This window comes from candidate division KSB1 bacterium, assembly GCA_016214895.1.
Lineage (GTDB): Bacteria > Electryoneota > RPQS01 > RPQS01 > RPQS01 > JACRMR01.
Map to the genome: position 1 here is coordinate 95031 of JACRMR010000013.1, position 22879 is coordinate 117909.

The following is a 22879-nucleotide window of genomic DNA, read 5'->3' on the forward strand; positions in this document are numbered from 1 at the left end:
GGACTCGCCGCCCGATGAAAGCGACCAGGTCGCCCGCGGCGTTAGTAATCACGCGTCACCTGCATCAGCCTCAGTACTCCGCTCCAATCGACATGTAGTAGAGCGGCTTTGATGTATCAACCCCATCGGTGTTCCAGGCCACATCCCAGCGCAGGATGAAGAACCCCAGCCACGATCGCATGCCCAAGCCGTAGGCCGTCTGCACATCTTCCAGCCGCCGCCGGCCGAATTCATCCTTCTTCGTGAAGTGGAACTGATCGCCGTACCACGCGGCGCCGATGTCCGTAAACAGCGCACCCCGGATGTCCCGAATTCCGATCGGCAAAGGCCAACCCAATTGCAGGTAACGCACCATTGGAAATCGGAATTCCTGATTCGTCAGGAAGAACCGGGTGCCCGTCCCGCGCTGCTCGAAGTAGTCCCCGCCGCGAAACGGCGTCACAAAATTCGAGAAATAAAAGTCATCGATGTTCTCGGTCGGAATGCTGTCATTCTCAAACCGCCGGTTGATCCAATTGGACACTCCGCCCAGAAAGAACCGCTGCGGTTCATCACCTTCGGAAAAACCGGCCGTCAAGCGCGAGGCCCAGGAGTAGTCCCGGCCCAGTCGAATGTAGTCCCGAGCATCCGCCTTCATCGTCAGAAACTGCGATGACCATTTGTCGTTCGGCGACGGACTGCTGTCCAGATCAGGACTGTAACCCAGCGATAGCCGGTAGCGGGTGCCGTTCACCGGCCCCGTCGATCCCCACACGACCGTGTCGTGGACATACGCCAGCTCGGGTTGAAATACGCGTCGCCTGCTCGTCTGGCGATAGCGCTGGTCGTAGCCGTCCCAGCGCGCGCGATCAATCGCGAATCCTTGCAGATTCAGTTCGGTCCGCGTGTATTTCGAGAGCGGGTACTGGAAGTCCATTCCCAGTTGCCACGTCTGATCGCGAATGTCGCCCGCGTCGAGATAGTAAACGTAGCGGTACAATCCCAGACCGTAATTCACCCGTCGCGGGAGATACAGATACTGTACCGAGAAATTCGAATTGTCGAGATTGTTGAAATCGTAGTAGAGGTCGGTGTTCACATAGATGAGCTGATTGCCCAGCACATCCGAAAACAGAATCTGCCCCCGGCCCTGCGCGCCGAAAAACGAACTGTACGCCGCCGTTGCGTACACGAAGTCCGGTGTGAACCGCGTGCGATATTTCTTGCTGAAGAACCCGCCGCCCGCCTTGCGCGTCGTCGCCGTGTCCGCGTAGGCCGTTGCCACCGGCTCACCGTTCTCCACCCCGCCGGTGTTCGCAAAGATGTATTGCCCGTAAGGCCGCTGCGTGTCCCCGATCTCAATCGACGCGCGATCCGCGGCGCCGCTCTGCTCCGCCGAACTCGGCAATGGCTCCGGAGACCCGTGCAACCGCAGATTCGTCGAACTCAAGCTCAACGCCGGAAGCTCTTCCGCGTTCTTGACCAAATATACGTCGTATCCGCCTTCGTAAAACGAGGCGAACGTCATGCGCTGTGTGTTCAGCGAGTAACTCGGCTGCAAGCAGCCGGTCAGACAGTTCGTCACCGCTTCGGCCGCGCCCGACTCCAGATCGTACCGGTATAGATTGTAGATCCCGCTCGCGTCCGACGAATACATCAAGTACTGCCCGTTCGGCGTCAACGTCGGCGTGCGCTCGTTCGTTGGCGTGCGGGTCATCCGCTGCGCGTCCATCTCGCCGACCCGGACCAGATAGATATCCGTCTGCCGGTAATCCGCCGTCCACATGGCGGATTCCGCTGAATAACCGCGCACCCGCAGCGAATCTCCGCGATCCGAAGTAAAGTACAACGACTCTGAATCCGTGGACCAGGCCGGATCATCGTCCGAATACGGATCATCGGTCACCTGCCGTAGCTGCCGCTGCGCAAGTTCATACACATAGAGATCCGACTGTCCCGACTTGATTCCCACGAAGGCGATCCGCTGACCGTCCCGCGACCACGTCGGATTGAAAATCGCATCCATGTCGAACCGTAATTGCTCCGTCACACGACCGCGCTTCACGTCGAGGATATTCACCGCGTCGATGCGGCCGGACTTCGAGGCAAACGTGATGCGCTCGCCGTCAGGCGACCACGAAATGCGCGCGTCCAGCCATTTCAACTGCTCAAAATTCCCGCTGCGTTCGCCCTGCAGCACGCGGTCCTGCTTGCCGCTCTCGATTTCCAGCAGCCACAAATCGAAGTAATCCGAACGATCCGAAAGAAAAGCCAGCGTTGATCCGTCCGGCGAAATCGCGCCGCCGTTGTTTACGAAATTGCGCCACTTCTCGTGGTCGGTCATCCGTTCGGAAAAATCCGTCGGCGGCTTCAAATCCGTGACCGTCGGCCAATAAATCTTGCGCAGCCAGCTTTGCCAGGAACGGTTGAACTCCTCCATATCCATGCCAACCGCGCTCTTAATCGAACGCTCAACGTCACGGGTGTTCTTGACCTTGTTGACGAATTCGCCGACCTTCTCCGAGCCGTACTTGCGGTCCAGATAATAGAACACCGACTGCCCACCCTTGTAAGCAAAGTAGCCGTAAAGATCGTCCACATTCGGCAAATATCCGGAAATCGTCGCATCGCGCATAAACATGTCGGCTTCGACATCCCACCCGCTGCGAGACTCGTATTCCGCCAGACCCTCCGTGAACCAGAGCGGAATATTCGATGTCGCCGTACCGATCAAAATCGACTGAAACCCCGAGCCGTAGAACATCCGCAAATTCACCGCATGCGTGAGCTCGTGGTGAATGACGTGCCGAAAGCTCTCCCAATTCCCGGTGAACGGCAATACCACGCGATTCTTGAAGAACTCCGTAAAGCCACCCACGGACTCTTCGGGTATCCCCGACGAGACATTTGTCTGCTGAAAGTTGTTGTGCGAACGGTAAATGACGATGGTGACCCGCGTCTCAAGATCGTAATTCCAGTGCTGCTCGATCTGCTTCAACGAGTGCTCGGCGGTTTCCGCCGTAAACTCCGCTAACCGCTCACCGCCCGGCGAGAAGTAAACATCGAAGTGCTCGGACTGAATGTACCGCCATTTGAAGTACTCAAACTGCACCTTATTCTGCCCAAAGTCCTGAGCCGGCAGCCGGCCAATTACGGCCAGCAATAAGAGTGCGAATGTCAGTCTGCGCATGGTTGATTCCCCCTCATTGCCGTACTCCTTCCCTTTCCCCGCTCCGGTGGTCTCCAAGCCCCTGATTCAGACAGCCTCTTACCTCAAACCCGCCTGACCGACTCCAAAGTTCCATGAGGCAAAAATGCCCCGAAGCTGAACTCTTCAGGGCACTCAAAGATCCAGGCCTCGGCTGTCACTCGTCAAATCACGAACCGCCCAGTACTTCATCGACCATCGCCAACAGCTCTTCCGTCTTGATCGGCTTCGTGAGGTAATTGTAGGCGCCTTCCTTGATTACCTGTACCGTGTCTTCGATCTTCGGATACCCAGTCAGGATCACGATCGTCGCCTGCGGGTCCACCGTCCGAATTTCCCGGAAAACATCGATTCCGCTCTTCCCCCTTAACTTCACATCAAGGAATGTAAGTGCCGGAGCCTTGTCGGTATGGAACTTGACTGCCTCATCACCCGTCATCGCCGTTAACACGTCGTAGCCCGCCGCCTTTAGCAGGTCTGACATGACCTGCAAGATCATCGTGTCGTCGTCAACTACTAAAACAGCGCGCGAACGCGGGGACTGCTCCTCTAAGCGCTGTCTCTCAATGTTCTGCTTTATCTCTTCAAGATTACGGGCATCATACAACCGCCAGCCGCGCCAGTCGCGACGCACCTTGGTGATTAGTCCCTCACGTTCCCACTTGAAAAGCGTGGACTTAGAAATCTGTAGCTGCTCGCAGACTTCCTTGGACGAATAGAACTTGCCGTCGCTCATGGCTTCAAGGTTCCGGTAGATTCAACTATATTTAGTATAGTCAAATATACCACTTCGACGACCCAAAATCAAGCGATTTCAGCATCTATGGCCCCAAGCGCCGTTGGCCTACTGCTTTTTCTGATCGTCCTTGTCGCTGTGAAGTCCCTCTTTGAACTCCCGCGCCCCTTGCCCCAAGCCGCGCATCAGTTCAGGGATCTTCTTCCCGCCGAACAGCAGAAGCAAAACGGCCACTATCAGCACGATCTCAACCCATCCGAAACGCACGGCGAGACTCCCGGTAGATTAGTAACTTAGTTCAAAGGTAGCGATTTCCCTGACCCTCCGCAAGCCACCAAAACAGCGTTCGAGTTCATGGGGCAGAGGAAGACACCACCTGATAGAATAACGATGACCCCGCCCCAATCGCTCCCAAATCAAAGAACACCGTGTCCATTGTAGCGCCCTCGACCGTGGAATACGGTCCTCCAGGAATCAACGCACTGTAAATTCTGTAGTAAGGCGATCCTGTCGAATTCCAGTTCAGCCGGACATCATTCCCTGACCGCGAGGCTACCACCGTCGGCGGGAGCATCATCCAGCCCTGAACCCGGATCATCCGGTTTCCGAGCCGAGCATTGGAGTCACCGGCCGCTTCGCTCAGCCACGTGTGGTCGCATGGGTCATAGACGTACGATCTGCCCGCCTCCACCAGTGTCTGATCGAGGCCGAATGCTTCGTTACCTCCCGGTGGGTTTGAAACCGCTACGTAGAAGTCGCCGTTGAATGCAAGGGGCGCGCCCTCATCACTGAATAGCACTGACCGCACCCAATCTGCCGCAGAGGGACCGCCGACGAGGTTTCCGAGCGAACCCTTCAGGCTCTCGTACAACACCGTTCCGGGTTGGCCCCCGGGGCCATCTGCGTCCAGCAGTTGAACTCGGATCTGCGAGTGAACAGAATCCGGATGACTCGCGGCGATGAACAACTCGGTTGCACAGATGATGAACGGCGAACCGGGAGGCGTGAATCTTACCGCCCACGCGAACGAGTCCTGTTGCGACCAGTTGAACAGCTCGGCCGTTCCGTCGTCATACGCGAGCGTCGTCCCGCAAGAAGGTTCGACCTGGAACACAAATGTGTCAGTCTCGGCGGTAAGACTCTCCGTATCGTAGGCGCGGATCCGGTAGTCAAATGTTCCCGGGGCGAGCGTCGGCGTTGCCGCAAACTCATCGGGATTGCCCGTCGCGATCAGTGGAAGCGAATCAAACACGACAGCGGGTTCTTGCCGGTAGAAGAGCGTGCCACTGACGCCCGGCAGATCGTCGCTCAATAATGCCGTGAAGACCACCGGTCCCGGTAAGGCATCCGCGTGCGGATCGTGAACAACCGAGGGCGGCGTGGCCGCCGCGCGAATCTCAAAATTTGCGTTCGAGGTGTCGCGCTTGGTCGTGTCCGACAGGAGCGTCACCCGAATTCGCGCGGTCGTAGTCAGCGGCGACGTGACGGTCCACGGAATCAGTTGGTCCTCCACGGCAACCGCGGCTGCCAGCGTGGACCACGTCGCCGACGGGAAGCTGCGATTCAACTCAATCCTCGCGTTTCCGCTAACACCGCCGAAGCTCCAGGTAATATCCCTGGTCGAACCCACGGGCCAGGACTCGCCGCCGTTGGGAGCATCCATTTGCACATACGGGTTGGCAATCGTGAAATCCGCAAGTGATGTGTCCCCGACTGCCGGCTGATTGATGCTGTATATTCGAAGCCGGGCATGCGTCGTCGTCGGCCCGCTCACGGACCATGTTTCCGCGCCGTCATTTACGGCACTGCCATACAAAATCGACCAGCCACCGAGCGGATAGTCCCGGTTCAGCTCGATCCGCACATTGCCGGAAAACCCGCTGCCCGCCCAGAGCATGGACAGCCCGCTGCCGATGAAGAACGTCTCGCCCCCGTCCGGCGATACAAGGTTCAGCGCCGGGTGCTGAATGAAGAAGTTTGCGTCCGAGACATCGTTCACGGCTGGCTGCGCGTCGGAAACCACCTGAATCCGCGCCGTGACGGTCGTTGGATCGTTGATCGTCCAGGTGAAAGCGCCGTCGTCGGTGGTCCCACTCACGATGTCCACAAAGTTGCCCGAGGGGTACGTGCGATTGATCCGCAAGCTTACCGTCCCGCTCAAATTCTGACTCGCCCACAGGATCGTGTACGGCTCCCCGGTGTACAACAGTTCCGAGCCATTCGGCTGCAAGAGGGCGATGGACGCGATGGCCTGCGACTGCCGCACACACTTGAAATAGACCGGAAGATGATCCGAGCAAAGATGCAGTGCGTCCGGGATCGTATCCGGCACCGACAAATTGGGGCCGTCGTTTACGTCGAGATTGAAGTGATTGCCGTCTTGGCCGACAGTTCGATAGCTCCCGCTGACATAAACCCAGCCGTTCCCGGATTGAAACTCGTAGGAAAGCAGCGCGAAATCAAATCGATCGTCCAGGCCTCCCGTGGAACCACCATCCCCCAAATTGTTCAAACGCGTGGATTGGGAATGAACGGACGCGAAGCTCGCGCTGGAGTGCCAATTGCCCGGCGTATTGATCGGATCATAGAGCCGGCCCGAATTATCGGCCTGGCTGCCCGTGAGTTCCACATAGGCCGGCTCGCTGCTCGTGTAGAGATTGAAATCCCCGCAGGCCACGAAATAGCCCGGTGCCAGCGCGTTCAAGTGGTTGCGCAACGTATCCGCTTCGCCGAATCGCTCACTTTCAAACCCCTGCGATGCCTTCAAGTGCGCGGAGTAGATTTGCAGGTCAACCGTATCCGCTCCCACGCCAACCGGCCGCAACCGATACCCATTGATATCGCGGAGTTGAGTCTCCAGCACGGTCTGCGAAATGAAATTGACCTTGGCCGCCTTATAGAACATCGCGTTGTCCGTGTCCGGGCCGTTGATGAACGGCGCCGCGCTGTACGTGCCCGGCTGCCCGAAGTTCAACACCTGACTCAGAAACTCGCTCACGCCTGCCGCGCTGGTCATCTCCTGAACCACCAGGATATCGGGGTCCACGTACCGCAGCGTCTTCCTGAATTCCGGGTTCCGCGTCGCCGAATTCGACCCCGGGTAGTTCAACAGATTGTAAGACATCACCAGCAGCGTGTCCGAGGTCTGAGCATAGACTCCGCCGCACGCCGGGAAGATCAGCACCGCCAACACCATCCCAATACGAATTCCAGTCAGTCGCTTCATAGGTTCGTCCGGGCGATTCGCCCCGTCTGTTTGTCGGGCTGACCCGGAGGGGTGTCCTCCCGGTCCGGCCCGGAATCCTCAATCAAAACTCGATCTCATCGTAGTCTGCCAATCCCTTAATGTAACAAAAACGGTCCGGTTTAGCAAGCCGACCTGATCGCCAACTTCAAATATTACTTGATATTTACGCGTCGGGTCACTATATTCAACCAGTCGGTCCGCCTGCACTACCCAGCCGACGACGGTACTTCCTAAACCAATGGATTCTCTCATGATACGTCTGCTGCGCATCGAAATCCTCACCGCGCCACCGGGGAAGCCCGATTCCCGGGTCGTGCGCATCCACCCGGCAGGCCGGGCGTTTGCCACGGGCGGAATTCCCGCGTGGGAGCCACCTGCGGACCTCTACGAGACCGAGCACCATGTCGTGGTGGAGTTCAATCTGGCCGGAGTCCAGCCGTCCGTGGTCCGGATCGAAATGACCCCGCGCATGGTACAGATCACAGGATCCCGCTTGGAACCTGTAGAGACGAATCCGCGTGCCTATCACTTGCTGGAGATCGAGCGCGGCGCCTTCGCCCGGGCGATTAAACTCCCCGCACCCGTTCAACCTTCATCCGCGCAGGTCAACTACGCTGACGGACTACTTACCGTCCGTTTGAACAAGGCGGTAGGGGGACACCTGCACGCTTGTGATATCGCCGATTCAGTGGAGGGCTTTGAATGAGCGACCCTGAAATCAAAGAGCCCAAAGCCTCGTCACCGCCTCCCGCAGGCAACGGCGGCAGCGATACGATTCAGATCCCGACGGTACTCGGCGCCATGCTGCTGAACGACGTGCTGATCTTTCCCAATACCATCGTTCCACTCGTCGTCTCGGCCGATCCGATGATCAAGTTGGTCAACGATGCCCTCTCCGGCTCGAAAATCGTCGCGGCCTTCGCCCGGAGTAGCGACCCTGCCTCCGAACAGCCCTCCGATCAATTCCATGAGGTCGGCACGGCATCGCAGATCCTCAAAATGTTCCGCGTCCCCGACGGCTCCATGCGGCTGCTCGTGCAGGGGCTCACCCGGATTCGGCGCACACGGATTGTCGAGACCGACCCCTACCTGCGTGTACAGGTCCAGCCGCTGCCGATGGACCGCCGCCGGTCGCTCAAGGTCGAGGCCCTCGACCGCAAGATCAAAGCTGATTTCACCAAACTCGCCGAGTCCGGTTCCGGCATCAGCGAAGAAGTGAAGATCGCCGTTTTCAATATCAGCGATTCCGGTTCACTCGCTGATATTGTCGCTTCCAATCTGAATCTCACGCTCGAACAGAAACAGAGCGTCCTCGAGGCATCCGAACTCGATGAGCGGCTGACCCTGGTCGGGACCCTACTGGCCCGCGAACTGAAGATCGTGACGCTCGGCAGCGAGATCCAGACCAAAGTCGATAACGAGATGGCCGACAACCAGCGCGAATACTACTTGCGCGAGCAGATGCGCCAGATTCGCAAAGAGCTGGGGGAGGACAACGAAGGCGCGCAGGAACTCACGGATCTCGAACAGAAGATCAAACAGGCGGGCATGACGCCCGCCGCGGCGGAAGTCGCCGCCAAAGAGCTCGATCGCCTGAAACGCATGACGCCTGCGTCAGCGGAATACACCGTCTCCCGCACCTATCTCGAATGGCTCGCGGCCCTGCCGTGGCAGAAGTCCACCGAAGACGAACTGGATATTGACCGCGCCAAGCGCATCCTCGACCGCGATCACTACGGCCTCGAGGACGTCAAGAACCGCATTATCGAATTCCTGGTGGTCCGCAAACTTCGCCATACCGGAAAAGGCCCCATCCTCTGCTTCGCCGGGCCGCCCGGCGTCGGAAAAACCTCGCTCGGCAAGTCGATCTCCGTGGCCTTGAATCGCGAGTTCATCCGCATGAGTCTCGGCGGCGTCCGCGACGAAGCCGAAATCCGCGGCCATCGCCGCACTTACATCGGGGCCCTGCCCGGACGGGTGATGCAGTCCATCCGCCGCGTCGCCGTGAACAATCCCGTCATCATGCTCGACGAAATCGACAAACTCGGCAATGACTTCCGCGGAGATCCCGCCTCGGCGCTACTGGAAGTGCTCGATCCCGCCCAGAATTCGAGCTTTCAGGATCACTACCTCGACGTCGAATTCGATCTGTCGCGCGCGTTCTTCATCACCACCGCCAACGACATCAGCATGATCCCCCCGCCATTGCGCGATCGCATGGAGATCATCGAAATCCCCAGCTATGTGACGCCCGAAAAAATCAAGATCGCTTCGCACTACCTCGTGCCGCGGCAGATCGAAGAGAACGGCCTGAAGAAGCAGCACGTCACGTTCACGCCGTCGGGCTTGGCCGAAATCGTGGATTCCTACACACGGGAAGCCGGCGTCCGCCGACTCGAACAACAGATCGGCGCCGTTTGCCGTAAGGTCGCCCGCGGCGTCGTCAGCGGTAAGCGCCCGCGTATTACCATCACCGCGAAAAACGTCGCCAACTATCTCGGTCCGCAGCAGTTCCTCGACGATGAACTCATGACGCGTCCGCGCGTCGGAGTGGCGGTCGGCCTGGCCTGGACGCCGGTCGGCGGAGACGTCTTGATCATCGAGTCCACCTGGATGCCCGGAGCCAAGCAGTTGCAGGTGACCGGCAGACTGGGTGACGTCATGAAGGAGTCCGCCCAAATCGCGCTTTCCTACCTGCGCGCAAATGCTGAGCAGTACGGCTTCTCCAATGACACGCTGGCCAGCCGCGACATTCATATTCATGTACCGGAAGGCGCGACACCCAAAGAAGGTCCGTCCGCGGGCATCACCATTGCCACCTCGTTAGCATCACTCTTCACCGGACGCCCCGTGGACAATCGCGTCGGCATGACCGGCGAAATTACCTTGAGCGGCAACGTGCTGCCGATCGGCGGCCTGCGCGAAAAGATCGTCGCTGCCCACCGGCACGGACTGCGGCGCGTCATTATCCCGCGCCTGAACGAAAAGGACCTCTATTACGTCCCGGCGCACATCAAACGGGCGATGAAGTTCCACTTCGTTGACACCGTGGATGAAGTGCTGAACGTCGCGCTGCTGAAATCGCCTGCGCCGACGTCGCGGCGGACAAAGTCCCGCGCGCACGCATGATCCGGGCGCTGCCGCGAAACTGGCCGATCTGGGATCTGTTCTTTCCGCCGCTGTGCGCGCAGTGCGGTCGATCGCTCGCCGCGGCGGAGGTCTGGTTCTGCCGCCAGTGCTGGGTGGACGCGCCGGTCTCCGACCCCAAGCGGGCGCTGAAAGTACCGGGCGTGGACATGCTACGGGCCGGATATGACTTCCACGAAGGCAATCTCGTTCGCTGCGCCGTGCATGGCTTGAAGTACTTTGGCCACCTCCGGCTGGCCTGTGAGATGTCGCGTCAACTTGTGCCGCGCTTGCCCGCTACGTTCGTCGAGCCGGGGTTGACCTGGTGCGTCGTTCCGCTGCATTGGTCGCGGCGACTCCTGCGCGGATTTAACCAGAGCACGCTCATCGCCCGCGCGCTGGCGTCGGAAGTCGGACACGCCGAGCCGGTGGACTTGCTGCGAAGAACTCGTTATACACCATCCCAAACTTCCCGCTCGGTGCGCGAGCGGCGAGCAAATGTGAAAGGAGCGTTCTCCCTGACGCGTCATGCGGTTGTTCCAAAGTCTGTGTTGTTGATCGACGACGTGATTACCACCGGCGCGACGGTTAACGAATGCGCGACCGTCCTCAAAGCCGCGGGCGCCGAATGGGTCGGTGCCCTGTCGTTTGCGCTCACCAGGGCTTAACCCAACCGCATACAGGGTCCACATGCTCCCCATCCAATCCGCCTCACGTCCGTACTCCGCGCTTGTCGGCTGCCTCGCGTTCCTGACGCTACTCGCCATCGCGCACTCCGCGCTTGCAGCATTTACACCCGGCCAATTGATCGTCAAGTTGGATCGCGCCCCCGCCCGCACGCTCGACAATCAAATCGGCGAAACCCGCATCGAAGCCATCGACCGGCTCGTACGCCACGGTGCCGCGACGCTCGATGCGCCACTTGGCGCCGCCGCGACGGCTTTCCCGGATATGGATCCGATCCTGCGAATCAATTTCCCCGCGACACTGCCCATCGACTCGCTCCAGTCCGCGCTGGAACGCGCCCCGGGAGTCGTATGGGTCACGCGCAACTACCACTACCGACCCAACGACGCGCGTCGAGCGCTGGATGACTTCCCAAACGATTCCCTGATCTCCGACGAGTGGTGGCTGCAAACCATCGCGGCTTTCGATGCGTGGGACATGACGCACGGCGATAGTAACATCGTGATCGGCATCATTGATACCGGTATCGATTACCTGCATCCAGACCTCGCGGCAAACATCTGGCATAATTGGGCCGACTTCGATTCCAACGGCATCGACGACGACAACAATGGCTTCATCGATGACGGCGTGGGATGGGATTTCGTCGATGCGCCCGCCTTTCCCGCGCAAGGCGACCACACCGTCCGCGACAATAACCCGCAGGAGGAGCCCGGACTCGCCGAGGGCCACGGTACCTATGTTGCCGGATTCGCCGCCGCCGTAACCGACAACGGCTCGTGCGTGGCCGCCATCGGTCGTGACTGCCGACTCATGCCGCTGCGCGCCGGCAACGGCGACGGTTTGCTCGAAGAGGATGATATCGCCGCCGCGATTCTTTACGCGACCGCCAACGGCGCCGACATTCTCAACATGAGCTTCGGCGACGTCGTGGTCTCGCCGCTGCTGTGGGAAGCGGTTGCCATCGCCCACGCCGCCGGACTTGTGCTCGTCGCCTCCGCGGGCAATGGCTCTTCAGCGGCGATTCATTACCCCTCGGGTTTCCCGGAAGTCATCTCCGTTGGCGCGACAGACCAGCTTGACCGCCGCGCTGACTTTTCGAACTATGGCCCATCCGTGGACGTGATGGCGCCGGGCCGCGATCTGCTGTCCACCATCGTGCACGGCGAATGCGGCGACTGGGTCTATAGCGCCGGGACAAGCTACTCCTCGCCAATGTGCGCCGGCATGGTTGGGCTGGTGCTCTCCGTAAATCCTGCGTTATCCCCTGATGACGTGTTGCAGCTCGTGCGCACGAGCGCTGACGATATCCGCTCGGAAGGTTGGGACCCGGAGACGGCGCACGGTCGCATCAATGCGCGCCGCGCCGTCGAGCAAGCCGCTTTTGGCGCTGACGTGATCGCGACAATATCCTCACCCGCCACCGACCTCGGAATGATCTCCGATTTCTGGGTCACCGGCAGCGCATGGGGCGCCGCCTTCGACCACTATGACCTCTACTACGGCCTCGGCGAAAGCCCGCGAACATGGACGCACGTCGCTACCGGTACTGAGCGCGTCTTCGACGGAGCCTTGGGCGAGGTCCAGTTGCCGGAAATGGATACAGTTCTCGTCGTGCGGCTTCAGGTCTCGGGAAGCGCCGGCCAGGTCTCGCTCGACCACCGCCACTTGTATGTCCAACGCTCGGCCCCCGCACTTGACAGCATTCGCGTGCAACGTATGCTCGACGGCGCGGATTACGGCGACCTCTATCAGGTCACGACGGATCAGGTGACCACCGCCAGCTTCATTCTCACCAACGCATTGGGCGACTCGGTCCGCGAGGATTTTGGATATGTCGCCGACACCCATGCAGGCTTCTTGTCACATACGCTGCATCCCGGCGAATGGGTGGTGCGGATCCGCTTGCAGAATCAAGCGGGACTGGTCACCCTGTCTGAGTCGTTCAATTTCGTTGTCACCGAGCCCGAAGTCAACCGAAACCTCTGGTCGCGTTCCGAGACCACTGCCGAGCGCGGCTACATCGGGCCCTTCTCAACCGATTACGACTGTGACGGCGCGCCCGAAATGTGGCTCTGGCCCATCGGTCCGGAATTAGTCACTGATAAGCCGCTCCAAATCTATGAGTGGAATGGCAGCGACTTCGTTGCCACTGGCAACACGTATGCCGATCATATTCCGCGAGGAACCGGCGATGCCGACGCCGATGGCCGCATTGAGATCATGGGCGGCAACGGTTCGCGAACGCGAATCTGGGAGCAAAGTGATCCCTGCGAACCTCCCAACACCGTCGTCTTCGAGGCCCTGAGCAACTTTTATGGCTCCGGATTCTATGATCTCAATCCCGCTGACTCCGGTGCGGAAATCGTGGCTCGCAAACCTACCGCGCCCGACAGCGGCAGCCGCCATCGGTTCATCATCTATGATGTTTCCAGCGATTATCGGCTATCGGTGTTCGACACCCTGCCCAACGAATCCGCCGGTGACGATAATCTCGGACAGCCCAAGGTGTTGGTCGGCGACCTCGATGGCGACGCCGCAACTGATGTGCTCTACGCTGACTACGACGGTGATCTGATATTCTGCGAACTTGACGGCGACCACTACACGCAGCGCTGGACCACCCGGCTCCCCTTGAACGATGCCACCGCGTGGTTCGCCGCGGGGGATTTCCGGGGAACCGGCCAACTGCAACTTGTGGCGGGCTGTCGATCCAATAGCAGTGGCGGCACCGAGAGTCAACGTCGCGCACGCCACTGGGAGTTCTTCATCTTCAACGTTACGGGCGACAATACGTTCGTCCTAGCCGATTCCTTCTTCGTGCTCGGCAATGAAGATGTCTCTACTCACCCTTCGTCAGTCACGGCGGCCGACGTCAATGCCGATGGCCGCGACGAGATCCTGCTCAGTCTCTACCCGGATCTGTACATTGTGGGCTTCGATGAGGCCACGTCGCATTACATCCCGCTGTGGTACTACTTCCCGGGCGAATCCAACACCGCGCTCGTCGCGGACTGGAATCTGAACGGAGTTCGTGAATTCTACTTCAGCGACGGCAGTCATATCCTGCGGGCCGAGTCGCCCGGTGGCGGCAATGATCGTCCACTCGCACCCGCCGGATTGGTCGTCGAACCTGCCGGACCTCACGACCTGTTTCTCTCCTGGAATGCGGTTGCCGGAGCGGACAGCTACCGTGTCTATCGCGCGGCCACGGTCCCGGATTTCGACTTGATCACCGTGACACCTGACGTGGCATCGGTGCTGACGGATCAGCCGGAAAATGTGCCGTTCACTTATGCCGTCACCGCGATCGACGATGCCCTGCCGATTCGCGAATCCGTGTTTTCCAATTATGTCACCGCCGCCGCGAATCGGGCACCGGCATGCGACGACACGGCGCAGTTCACGGAACCGCATTTCGTCACCATTAACTTCAGCGAGCCGATGGGTGAATCCGCCCTGCGACAGTGGGCGTACCGCCTCGACAGCACCGATTTCCCTTCCGTCATCTCGTCGGGTGAAGGCGGCCGCAGACTGGTGCTCTCGTTCGCCGACACCTTGGCCGTCGGTTGGCACACGATCACCATGAACGGACTGCGGGACGTTCAGAACTCCGAGCTTCCGGAGTCGGAATCCACCGTGTTCGTTCACGTCGCCCGTGGCGCCGATAGCGCGCCGCACTTGTCCTCGCATCGACTCGTGGACGGCCCGATCGGAACGATCGTCGAAGTTGGATTTTCGCTGCCAATGGATGCATCGGTCCTCGACCTCGCGAACTATCATGTCGTTTCGCCGTTCGCTGTCCAGTCCGTGGAAGCGACTGAGACCGATCGCAGCCTCGTCCGCCTGCACCTCGATCCCGCCGCGCCCGTTGGAGCGCTGGGCCGTACCGCCCGAATTCAACTCCGCAACCTCCGGTCTGAATCGGGAATCGCCATGGACACCACCGCGGGACGCGCGGATCTGGTAATCGGCACCGCCGCGACCTCACTGGACGAAGTTTTCGCCTATCCCAATCCCTATGCCGGACGCGGTCCCGGCGGCGTTGACGTGATCATGTTCGCCGGACTGCCTGCTGAAGCGCACATCCGGATTTTCGATCTGCGCGGTGTGCTCGTGCGGGAAATCAAACACCACAGCCCGCTCGGCGGAGCCAGCTGGGATCTGACGAACGACGATCACGAGCGGGTCGCCGGCGGTGTGTACATCTTTACGGTCGAATCCGGCGGCGAAAAGACGCATGGCAAACTGGCCGTGCTCAGATAATGCCGCTGACTGTCGGACTCACCGGTGGCATCGGAGCCGGAAAAACCACCGTTGCCCAGCTGCTCGCCGAGCACGGCGCGGAAGTTGTCTCCGGTGATGAACTCGGCCGGATCGCTGTCGAGAGTTCCCCCGCCATCCTGGACCACATCCGGCTCCGCTTCGGTCCGGCCGTGTTCGACGACTCCGGCCGGCTTCGGCGTCGCGAGCTCGGTCAACGTGTGTTTGCCGATCTCGCCGATGCTCGCTGGCTCACCGAGATTACCCGCGACCCCATCCTCGAGCTCTGGAACCAACGGGTGCGCGAATGCCCCGCTGACGTGATTGTATTCGACGCGGCTCTGATCTATGAGTGGGGAGTCGAAGACGAATTCGATCTACTCGTTTCTGTGAGTGCGCCGCCCGACTGCGTCGCCGAGCGCATGCGGTCGGGTGGCCGCCTCACCGCCGATGAGGTCGCCAGCCGGATGACTGCGCAGCTCGATCCACGGCAAAAGGCCAGGCGATCTCAGGTCCTGATTCACAATGACGGCACGCGCGAACTGTTGGTGTCACGTGTGGCCAGTCTGTGGTCCACAACCATTCAAACGGAATTGATGAGGAAACCAGAGTCCAAGCATGATCATCCGCGTTCGTAAGCTCCCACTGCTGTGCTTTGCCCTGCTGCTGCTGAATCTGGCCGCGTCCGCCACCGGCTATTCGCTCGCGCAGTATCTCGACATCCAGAACGCCGCGAATCCGACGTTCAACCCGTTGTGCAGCGAAATCCTGTATCGCACAAACATCTCCGGTGTGCCGCAGATGTGGCGGATGGCGATCCCCGACGGATACCAGCACCAAGTCACCTTTGATACCAACGGAGTGTCCGGAGCGTGGTGGTCGCCGCTCGACCCGAACTTGATCGTCATCGCCGCCGCGGTGGGGGGAAACGAGCGAACCCAGCTCTATTTCGGCAGTCCCGACGGCGGTCTCTGGAAACGAGTTTCGTCAGACTCCACGGCAGTCTATCGCTTCGGAGTCTGGGCGATGGACGGCTCACGATTTGCCTACTCCAGTAACCAGCGCAACAAACGCGATTTCGACGTCTATGAGTATGGAATTGCGGAGCAAAGCGCACTGCTTCTCGTCCAGGGCGAAGGCGATCATCATCCGGTCAACTATTCTCAGGATAATGTCAAACTGCTCATTGAGAAGACCTATTCCAACAGCAACCAATCGCTCTACCTCTACGACGGCAGCATCAATCGCACGAAGCTGATCACCCCGCACGACGGCGACGTCGTTTACACCGATCCGGTCTGGGATCCGGAGGGTAAGGGCTTCTACTTCATCTGCGACAAAGACCGGCCGTTTCGCGGCGTCGCCTTTTGGCCGACGGACAGTGCGAACTTCCGCTGGGTCGAGACGCCTGAAGCAGATATCGACCTGCTGGCACTCGCTCCCGACGGCTCGTGGCTGGTCTGGACCTTCAATGACCGCGGCTACTCGGCGTTTCAGGGCCGGAACTTGTACAGCGATGCCGTCGTTGACGCCTACCGGCTGCCGCAAGGTGTGATCCGCTCACTGCAGTTCTCACCCGACGCGGCTAAACTCGCAATCACTCACGGCACTCCGTCGAAGCCCACGGACATCTGGGTCTGGGACTGCCGTAATGATCGCATGGCGCAATGCACGATGGGTGCCACCGGCGGCATCCCGCCGCTCGAGTTCCGCGAGCCGGACTTGATCGAGTATTCTACCTTCGACGGCCGCCATATTCCTGCCCTCTACTACAGGCCGCTGCTGGACGCTAAGCAGACGCCCGCAATCGTTGTCGTGCACGGCGGGCCGGAGGGTCAAGCCCGACCGGCCCTCAATGGCTTGCATCAGTATTTTCTCAGCCGCGGCTATGCCATACTCGAACCCAATATCCGCGGCTCCACGGGCTTCGGCAAGGAGTACGCATTATTGGACAATGGCAGGAAACGCATGGACTCCATGCACGACGTCGAGTATGCCGCGCGCTGGCTCGCCGCCCAACCCGGCATCGACTCCACACGGTTGGTCGTGATGGGTGGAAGTTACGGCGGCTTCGCGACGCTCTCACAGCTGACGACTTATCCCGACCGCTGGGCGGCCGGCGTCTGCGTTGTGGGCATCGCGAACTTCGTGACCTTTCTGGAAAACACGGCGGCCTACCGTCGCGCCTTGCGCGAGGTCGAATACGGTTCGCTGGCTGCCGACCGCGAATTTCTCGCCTCCATTTCACCGGTCAATCATGTGGACCAGATCAAGGCCCCGCTGTTCCTGATTCACGGCGCCAACGATCCGCGAGTCCCGGTGGGAGAGGCCACGCAGATGGCCACGGCGATCCGCGCTCGGAACGGAGTCGTCGAGTTCCTCCAATTCGATGACGAGGGGCACGGTCTCGCCAAGCTGAAAAACAAGGTCACCGCCTACACGCAGGTTGCCGACTTTCTGGACAAGCACGTGGCCAAAAAGTAGCCCTTGATTTTTCCGCGAGATGCAACTATATTGCGGTCCTATGCTGCGGATGTAACTCAATGGTAGAGTGTCAGCTTCCCAAGCTGGAGGTTGCGGGTTCGAGTCCCGTCATCCGCTCCTAATGAAAACAGTCACTTGCGTGGCTGTTTTTGTTTTTGAGTGGTTTTGTAAGTTCAGTATTTAGAGCTCAAATTGTCTATTTCTTTCTACGGTAGAAAGTGGAGAGGCATGGTTAGTGGATGGTGGGAACGAACGTGCGAAAGGCAACTCTAATGGAACATCGAGGCGACAATAGTCCAGACGGCATTGAGGAATCGGGACAGGAAGATCCACGAGGAAAGCTCATAGCTCGGAATCGCGACTTTCTGGAAGCCAAAGCCGGTGTGATCGCCACAGACTACGGAATTCGTCATGACCGCGTGTTCACCATACTGCGCGACACAATAATGGAGGATCTGGGCGGGGTCTACTTTTGGCCGTCCTTCTCGGAAGCACTATCGTACCTCAAGCCAGAGGTAGCGATTACTCTATTTGAAGAGCAAGGTGTCAAACGCATTGCCGAGCGTGACGGGATCGTCCGAGTCCTCGCCAATCCAGCAATTCCTCTCCTAAGTCTCGACGAGCTAAGAGCGGCGATAGATGATTTCGTTCCTCATCTTGAGTCAAATAGACAGCACGTTGTGGAAACGGGGCTGCCGTTGCAATCATTCGGTCGTTGTCCATGGCTTGATCATCTGCTTGGCTGCTTGTATCCATGCAAACTTCCGGCAAGAGTTGTGTTTAATCCGAGTGATTGTGGGGGAACTAAGTACTCCTACTCGTGGGCGGGGATTACTCCCGTTCATCCCAAGCGGAAGTGTAGCCCAGAACTGATCAGGCACTTCAGCATGGGGGCAGAATCGACCCGGCGTGCGTTGGCTGAAATACCGGATTCAGAAGAACTAAGATGGGAACTCAATCCTGACGCGATCGAATTCTCAAGGCTTGACTTCGCAGGCAACTTGCCGTTCTTTAGTGAGGCATATTCGGCTGCGGCATGTGCTCCTGGATTGTCGCACCGCGACGAAGAGCGAGTCCGAGCATTGCGCCCACTTCTACTCGATCTGATTGTCGAAATTCTCGATTGCTTGTCGGACTCTCTTGGCAGCATGAACGCAAACGAGGCATGGACAAATTGCAGTCGGATTTTGTCCAATGGTGTCGGCGTCGACACCGCAGCGTTTCTTTCTGAGATCCAGAAAGATCTCTGGAACAACAGTCAATTCTGGTTCGAACGCGACGGCGTCTTTCTCGGTATTCCTATTGAACAGTCAGGAGGAATTGATGGAATACTCGAACTAATATCCCACTGCGTAGTGGAGATCAAGATTCGCTGGCATGATACTGTCAGACAAGCACTGGGGGATCTTGTGTCTGTCGCCCCGAATCGCGAATCGAACTTGTTGCACCGAACATATTTCGGAATGGTGGCGGCAGGCGAAATGCAGCGGGTTGCTGTTGCGTGTAAATTGGATGCGACAAAGAGAAGTGCTCGGCGAGGAGTGCTGCCGGACTTAACCAGCATTTGGGGTTCTCAGTTTCAGGTGAAAGCGGATGCCCTCCGCGCTCAAGAGAGCGCTGACACTTCGACGGTCCGCGGTGTGCCGGGTCTTGACCCCGCAAGCGACTTCTCAAGCCTAATTTGGCACTCTGGTGATGTCTTTAGAAAGAAGAGACGCAAGAAATCGGTCATCTTCAGATTCTCGGAACTGCGGCGCCCAGCCATAAAACTCCTGTTTGAGCGATTGCGCGACAACCCAGGCAACCCCTGGGTGACAGCTGATGCGATCCTCAAGTGCTCGTACAATGTGCTTCAAACTGAAACTTCTCCAATTAGATTGAAGAAAATGCTCAAAGGCTACAAGGTTGCTGACCTCTTCAAGGGATGCAAAGCGTTCAGCTCCATCATTCAGGGTGGACGTGCTCACGGCATGAGTGGTTATTACCGTTTAGCATCATAGCAGAAAAGGACTCCACCAAAACTCCACTTGGACTCCACATTTTTGGGTAGACTCTGCGCTTCACTTTCGGTAGATTCCCTGCCGAGACCTGCGTAAGTCCCCCTTGAATTCTCACCCTTAGGGGTGCGATGAGAAAGCCCCGAGAAGACGCGCAGGTCTCGCTCGGGGCTTCTCGTTTTGTCTAATTTGGTAGCGGGCCGCAGTCAGTTGGGAAAGGAGTCTACAATGCCTCGTGGGGTCTTAGAATTTGTTGCTGGCTACCGCGCGCTCGGTTTCAAGCCGACGCCCTTGAAAGGCAAGAAAGCTCTGTTAAATAGTTGGCAGCGGACTGATCTTCCTGAAGATCAGGATTCGCTGCACTTCCGACCGGGCGTCAACGTTGGAATCAGGTCGGGAGATCCGTCAGGCGGGCTGGTCGATGTAGACCTCGATAGCTCGTTAGCCGTCGCAATCGCACGGTTCTTCTTGCCCCATACGCCATTTGTGTTTGGGCATGCCAGCAAACAGTGCTCACACTACTTCTACATTGTAAACCCAACGCCGAAGACAAAGAAGTTCGTGGCCCCAGATGGGACCACACTTGTCGAGCTCAGAGGTACCGGAGGACAGACGATGGTGCCGCCTTCACGCCACCCGTGTGGCGAGGATGTTGTCTTCTCAACAGAGGGGGGAGCGTTGCCGGGCTGCCCCGCTCGTGTAACACAAGACGTACTCCTCTGGGCCGTGAAGCAGATTGCCGCCGCGACCCTGCTCGCCATGCATTGGCCTATAAAGGGAGCAAGACAGGATGCGGCCCTTGCGCTGGCTGGTGGGCTGTTACGAGCGGGATGGACGCCAGACCATAGTTGTCGATTAATTGAAGCGGTTGCGACTGCCGCTGGCGACGACGAGGTTCAGTTACGCCTTGGCACAGTCGGTTCGACGGCTGCAAAGCTTGGCAGCGGAGTCGACTTACGCGGATGGCCGACCTTGGCGGAATTGGTGGGTAGGCGAGAAGTTGAAAAGGTCTGCGACTGGCTGGGTGTGAGACGAAGCGCAATCCATATTGCCGCCGCCGAAGATGCAAAGGTAGTTCAGGATATCTTTCACTGTTCAGACATCGGGAACCCCCAAAGGCTTGCCAACACTCAGGCTGAAACGCTCAAGTTCGTGTCCTCTGGAAAGCAAGGGGGGCTGTGGATGATGTGGGATGGAATACGTTGGATAAATGACCAGCCGGGAGCGGAACGGTCGGCGAAGGACGTGGCGCTCCGAATCTATGCTGAGACTGCAAATGCCGTGTCGCAAGCCGAACGGGAGCAGGTTTCAAAGTGGGCAATGCGTTCCGAATCGGCTGAGCGGATTATGGCCATGCTAAAGTTGGCGCGAAGCGAGATCTCGTTACAGGCCAAACCGGAGGACTTCGATTCAGATCCAATGCTCTTAAACGTCCAGAATGGGATTCTGGATCTAAGGACCGCACAGTTGTCCCCGCATGTGCCAACTGCTTTGATGACCAAAGTCGCGGGTGTGCCCTATGACCCAAATGCCGAGTGCCCGACTTGGCAGAAGTTCCTTCACGAGATCATGGATGAGAACGAAGAGCTAATCGCATTCCTTCGGACCTGTGCAGGCTATTCTCTGACTGGCTTGACCTCTGAGCACAAGTTCTTCTTCTGTCACGGCGCAGGAGCAAATGGAAAGACCACATTCCTCGAAACGAATAACGAGATGCTTGGCGGCTATGGCCAACAGGCTGAATTTAGCACGTTCCTTCGCTCGCAACACGGAAGAGATGGAGCAAGGAGTGACATTGCAAACCTCAAAGGGGCACGTTTAATTGTTGCAGGCGAGGTGCCTCCGGGGCAGCAGTTCGATGAGAGTTTGTTGAAGCAATTGACCGGTGGCGACAGGGTCAGGGCTCGCCACCTTTACCAAGATGAATTTGAATTCAGCCCTCAGTTCAAGATTTGGCTGGCAGCAAATCATAAGCCGCGTCTCAGGCCTGACCCAGGAATCATGCGTCGGATTGTTCTGATCCCCTTTGGTGTCATGATCCCACCTGACCGGCAAGACAAGCAACTTCGAGATAAGCTTCGAGCTGAACTGCCCGGCATTTTGTCTTGGGCTGTTCAAGGATGCCTTGTCTGGCAGCGAGATGGCCTGATAATTCCGGGTGAGGTTCATGCAGCTATCAACGAATATCGCGCGGAGAATGACCCGATTGCTTGCTTCATCGCCGAATGCTGCGAGCGTGATGTTTCTGCATCGACCTCGGCTACAGGACTTTACAATCGTTATAAGGTTTGGTGGCTTGCTAACCACGACGCCCGTGGTCACGATGTCAATGTGCCTTCTCAGCGGTGGTTCGGTGAGAGGCTTGGCGACATGGGCCTGAACAGACGCCGACTGACTGATGGGACTTACTGGGATGGGATTTGGATTGCGGAAGACCTCCCTCATGATTCGGGACCCACGTCCTTCTGACCCAATGAAATGTATGATTGTGTACCTTTTCCCCGAACTTTCCTGCGGAGACACTCTTACAGGAGTTTTCGGGGAAAGGTACACAAAGGTACACCCGACTGCAAAACCCATCGCACCGAAGTAGTTAAGTCCTTGGACTGACCGTGCACTCCCAGCGCCAAATAGCTCAACCCCCGCAACCCACTCGTCTCCTAACCGGAGCCGAGGTCTGTGCGTTGCTGAGTGTGAGTCCGAGCTGGCTGGGGCGGCATCGTGATCGATTGGACCCGGTTGCAATCCCCGGTCGGGGGCGAAACGGAAGGGAATATCGGTATCCCGTAGCGAAGGTGGAAGCATTCATTGCGCGGGGGAGGGAAGAGGTTTGCAGGGCGGATGATAGCTTCGAGGGAAAATCGATGGAAGACATTATTCAAATCATTAGGCTGCGGCGCGGCAGTCTAATCGAATGATATTGCCACCTCTTCACCGGGATGAGTGCTGAAATCTGCATTATCGCACTCAAATAAGGTTACGTTCGCGTGCGTGAGAGAGTCAATTGAATCTGACGAAATTAGAGATCGAGGCGCAACACGATCAGGGGGGCAATCATGCGGAGCAAACGAAACATTGAATCATCGCGAAGGCGGGCGATTCGTGTTTTAAAAACGAACTACTCAGCGAATCTGACGAATGTCGCCGCGCAA

The 22879-nt window shown here is 58.4% G+C and carries 12 protein-coding genes and 1 tRNA gene; 9 read left to right on the forward strand and 4 right to left on the reverse strand.

Going from position 1 to position 22879, the window contains the following annotated elements; genetic code table 11:
- Nucleotides 1–70: 70 nt before the first annotated feature.
- From HZB60_08955 to HZB60_08970, 4 genes are all read right to left on the reverse strand, one after another.
- Entirely contained in the window at nt 71–3169 is a 3099-nt protein-coding gene (locus tag HZB60_08955; protein MBI5059889.1) for a PD40 domain-containing protein, read from the reverse strand.
- Between the two features lie 187 nt (nt 3170–3356).
- Nucleotides 3357–3923 (reverse strand): response regulator, encoded by a 567-nt coding sequence (locus tag HZB60_08960; GenBank protein ID MBI5059890.1) that lies wholly within the window; start codon nt 3921–3923, stop codon nt 3357–3359.
- Between the two features lie 108 nt (nt 3924–4031).
- Nucleotides 4032–4190 carry a twin-arginine translocase TatA/TatE family subunit gene (gene tatA, locus HZB60_08965; GenBank protein MBI5059891.1) on the reverse strand — a complete coding sequence of 53 codons (159 nt, stop codon included), beginning with the start codon at nt 4188–4190 and terminating at the stop codon, nt 4032–4034.
- Nucleotides 4191–4275: 85 nt separating this feature from the next.
- Entirely contained in the window at nt 4276–7149 is a 2874-nt protein-coding gene (locus HZB60_08970) for a hypothetical protein (protein MBI5059892.1), read from the reverse strand.
- A gap of 271 nt (nt 7150–7420) precedes the next feature.
- Here HZB60_08970 and HZB60_08975 point away from each other — a divergent pair, with 271 nt between their 5' ends.
- The 9 genes from HZB60_08975 to HZB60_09015 all read left to right on the forward strand — a co-directional run bounded on the left by HZB60_08975 (nt 7421) and on the right by HZB60_09015 (nt 22196).
- Nucleotides 7421–7876 (forward strand): Hsp20/alpha crystallin family protein, encoded by a 456-nt coding sequence (locus tag HZB60_08975; GenBank protein ID MBI5059893.1) that lies wholly within the window; start codon nt 7421–7423, stop codon nt 7874–7876.
- Nucleotides 7873–10299, forward strand: coding sequence for an endopeptidase La (gene lon / locus HZB60_08980; protein MBI5059894.1), 2427 nt, complete (start codon nt 7873–7875; stop codon nt 10297–10299). The genes HZB60_08975 and lon overlap by 4 nt, the downstream gene beginning before the upstream one ends.
- Nucleotides 10296–10964 (forward strand): ComF family protein, encoded by a 669-nt coding sequence (locus tag HZB60_08985; GenBank protein MBI5059895.1) that lies wholly within the window; start codon nt 10296–10298, stop codon nt 10962–10964. The genes lon and HZB60_08985 overlap by 4 nt, the downstream gene beginning before the upstream one ends.
- Nucleotides 10965–10986: 22 nt before the next feature.
- Nucleotides 10987–15249, forward strand: coding sequence for a S8 family serine peptidase (locus HZB60_08990; GenBank protein ID MBI5059896.1), 4263 nt, complete (start codon nt 10987–10989; stop codon nt 15247–15249).
- Nucleotides 15249–15884 (forward strand): dephospho-CoA kinase, encoded by a 636-nt coding sequence (locus HZB60_08995; protein MBI5059897.1) that lies wholly within the window; start codon nt 15249–15251, stop codon nt 15882–15884. The genes HZB60_08990 and HZB60_08995 overlap by 1 nt, the downstream gene beginning before the upstream one ends.
- A complete protein-coding gene (locus HZB60_09000) occupies nt 15865–17730 on the forward strand; it encodes a S9 family peptidase (protein ID MBI5059898.1) in 1866 nt (621 codons plus the stop codon). Before HZB60_08995 ends, HZB60_09000 begins: the two co-directional genes overlap by 20 nt.
- A 45-nt stretch (nt 17731–17775) precedes the next feature.
- Nucleotides 17776–17847 (forward strand) — tRNA-Gly (locus HZB60_09005).
- Nucleotides 17848–18002: 155 nt separating this feature from the next.
- Nucleotides 18003–19730 carry a hypothetical protein gene (locus HZB60_09010; GenBank protein MBI5059899.1) on the forward strand — a complete coding sequence of 576 codons (1728 nt, stop codon included), beginning with the start codon at nt 18003–18005 and terminating at the stop codon, nt 19728–19730.
- A 225-nt stretch (nt 19731–19955) separates the two neighbouring features.
- Complete coding sequence (locus HZB60_09015; protein MBI5059900.1) at nt 19956–22196, forward strand: bifunctional DNA primase/polymerase; 2241 nt, start codon at nt 19956–19958, stop codon at nt 22194–22196.
- Nucleotides 22197–22879: the final 683 nt, after the last annotated feature.

Coding starts and splice junctions, on each gene's coding strand:
- HZB60_08955 (MBI5059889.1), bottom strand. CDS start 3,169: ATGCGCAGACTGACATTCGCACTCTTATTGCTGGCCGTAATTGGCCGG.
- HZB60_08960 (MBI5059890.1), bottom strand. CDS start 3,923: ATGAGCGACGGCAAGTTCTATTCGTCCAAGGAAGTCTGCGAGCAGCTA.
- HZB60_08970 (MBI5059892.1), bottom strand. CDS start 7,149: ATGAAGCGACTGACTGGAATTCGTATTGGGATGGTGTTGGCGGTGCTG.
- HZB60_08975 (MBI5059893.1), top strand. CDS start 7,421: ATGATACGTCTGCTGCGCATCGAAATCCTCACCGCGCCACCGGGGAAG.
- lon (MBI5059894.1), top strand. CDS start 7,873: ATGAGCGACCCTGAAATCAAAGAGCCCAAAGCCTCGTCACCGCCTCCC.
- HZB60_08985 (MBI5059895.1), top strand. CDS start 10,296: ATGATCCGGGCGCTGCCGCGAAACTGGCCGATCTGGGATCTGTTCTTT.
- HZB60_08990 (MBI5059896.1), top strand. CDS start 10,987: ATGCTCCCCATCCAATCCGCCTCACGTCCGTACTCCGCGCTTGTCGGC.
- HZB60_08995 (MBI5059897.1), top strand. CDS start 15,249: ATGCCGCTGACTGTCGGACTCACCGGTGGCATCGGAGCCGGAAAAACC.
- HZB60_09000 (MBI5059898.1), top strand. CDS start 15,865: ATGATCATCCGCGTTCGTAAGCTCCCACTGCTGTGCTTTGCCCTGCTG.
- HZB60_09010 (MBI5059899.1), top strand. CDS start 18,003: ATGGAACATCGAGGCGACAATAGTCCAGACGGCATTGAGGAATCGGGA.
- HZB60_09015 (MBI5059900.1), top strand. CDS start 19,956: ATGCCTCGTGGGGTCTTAGAATTTGTTGCTGGCTACCGCGCGCTCGGT.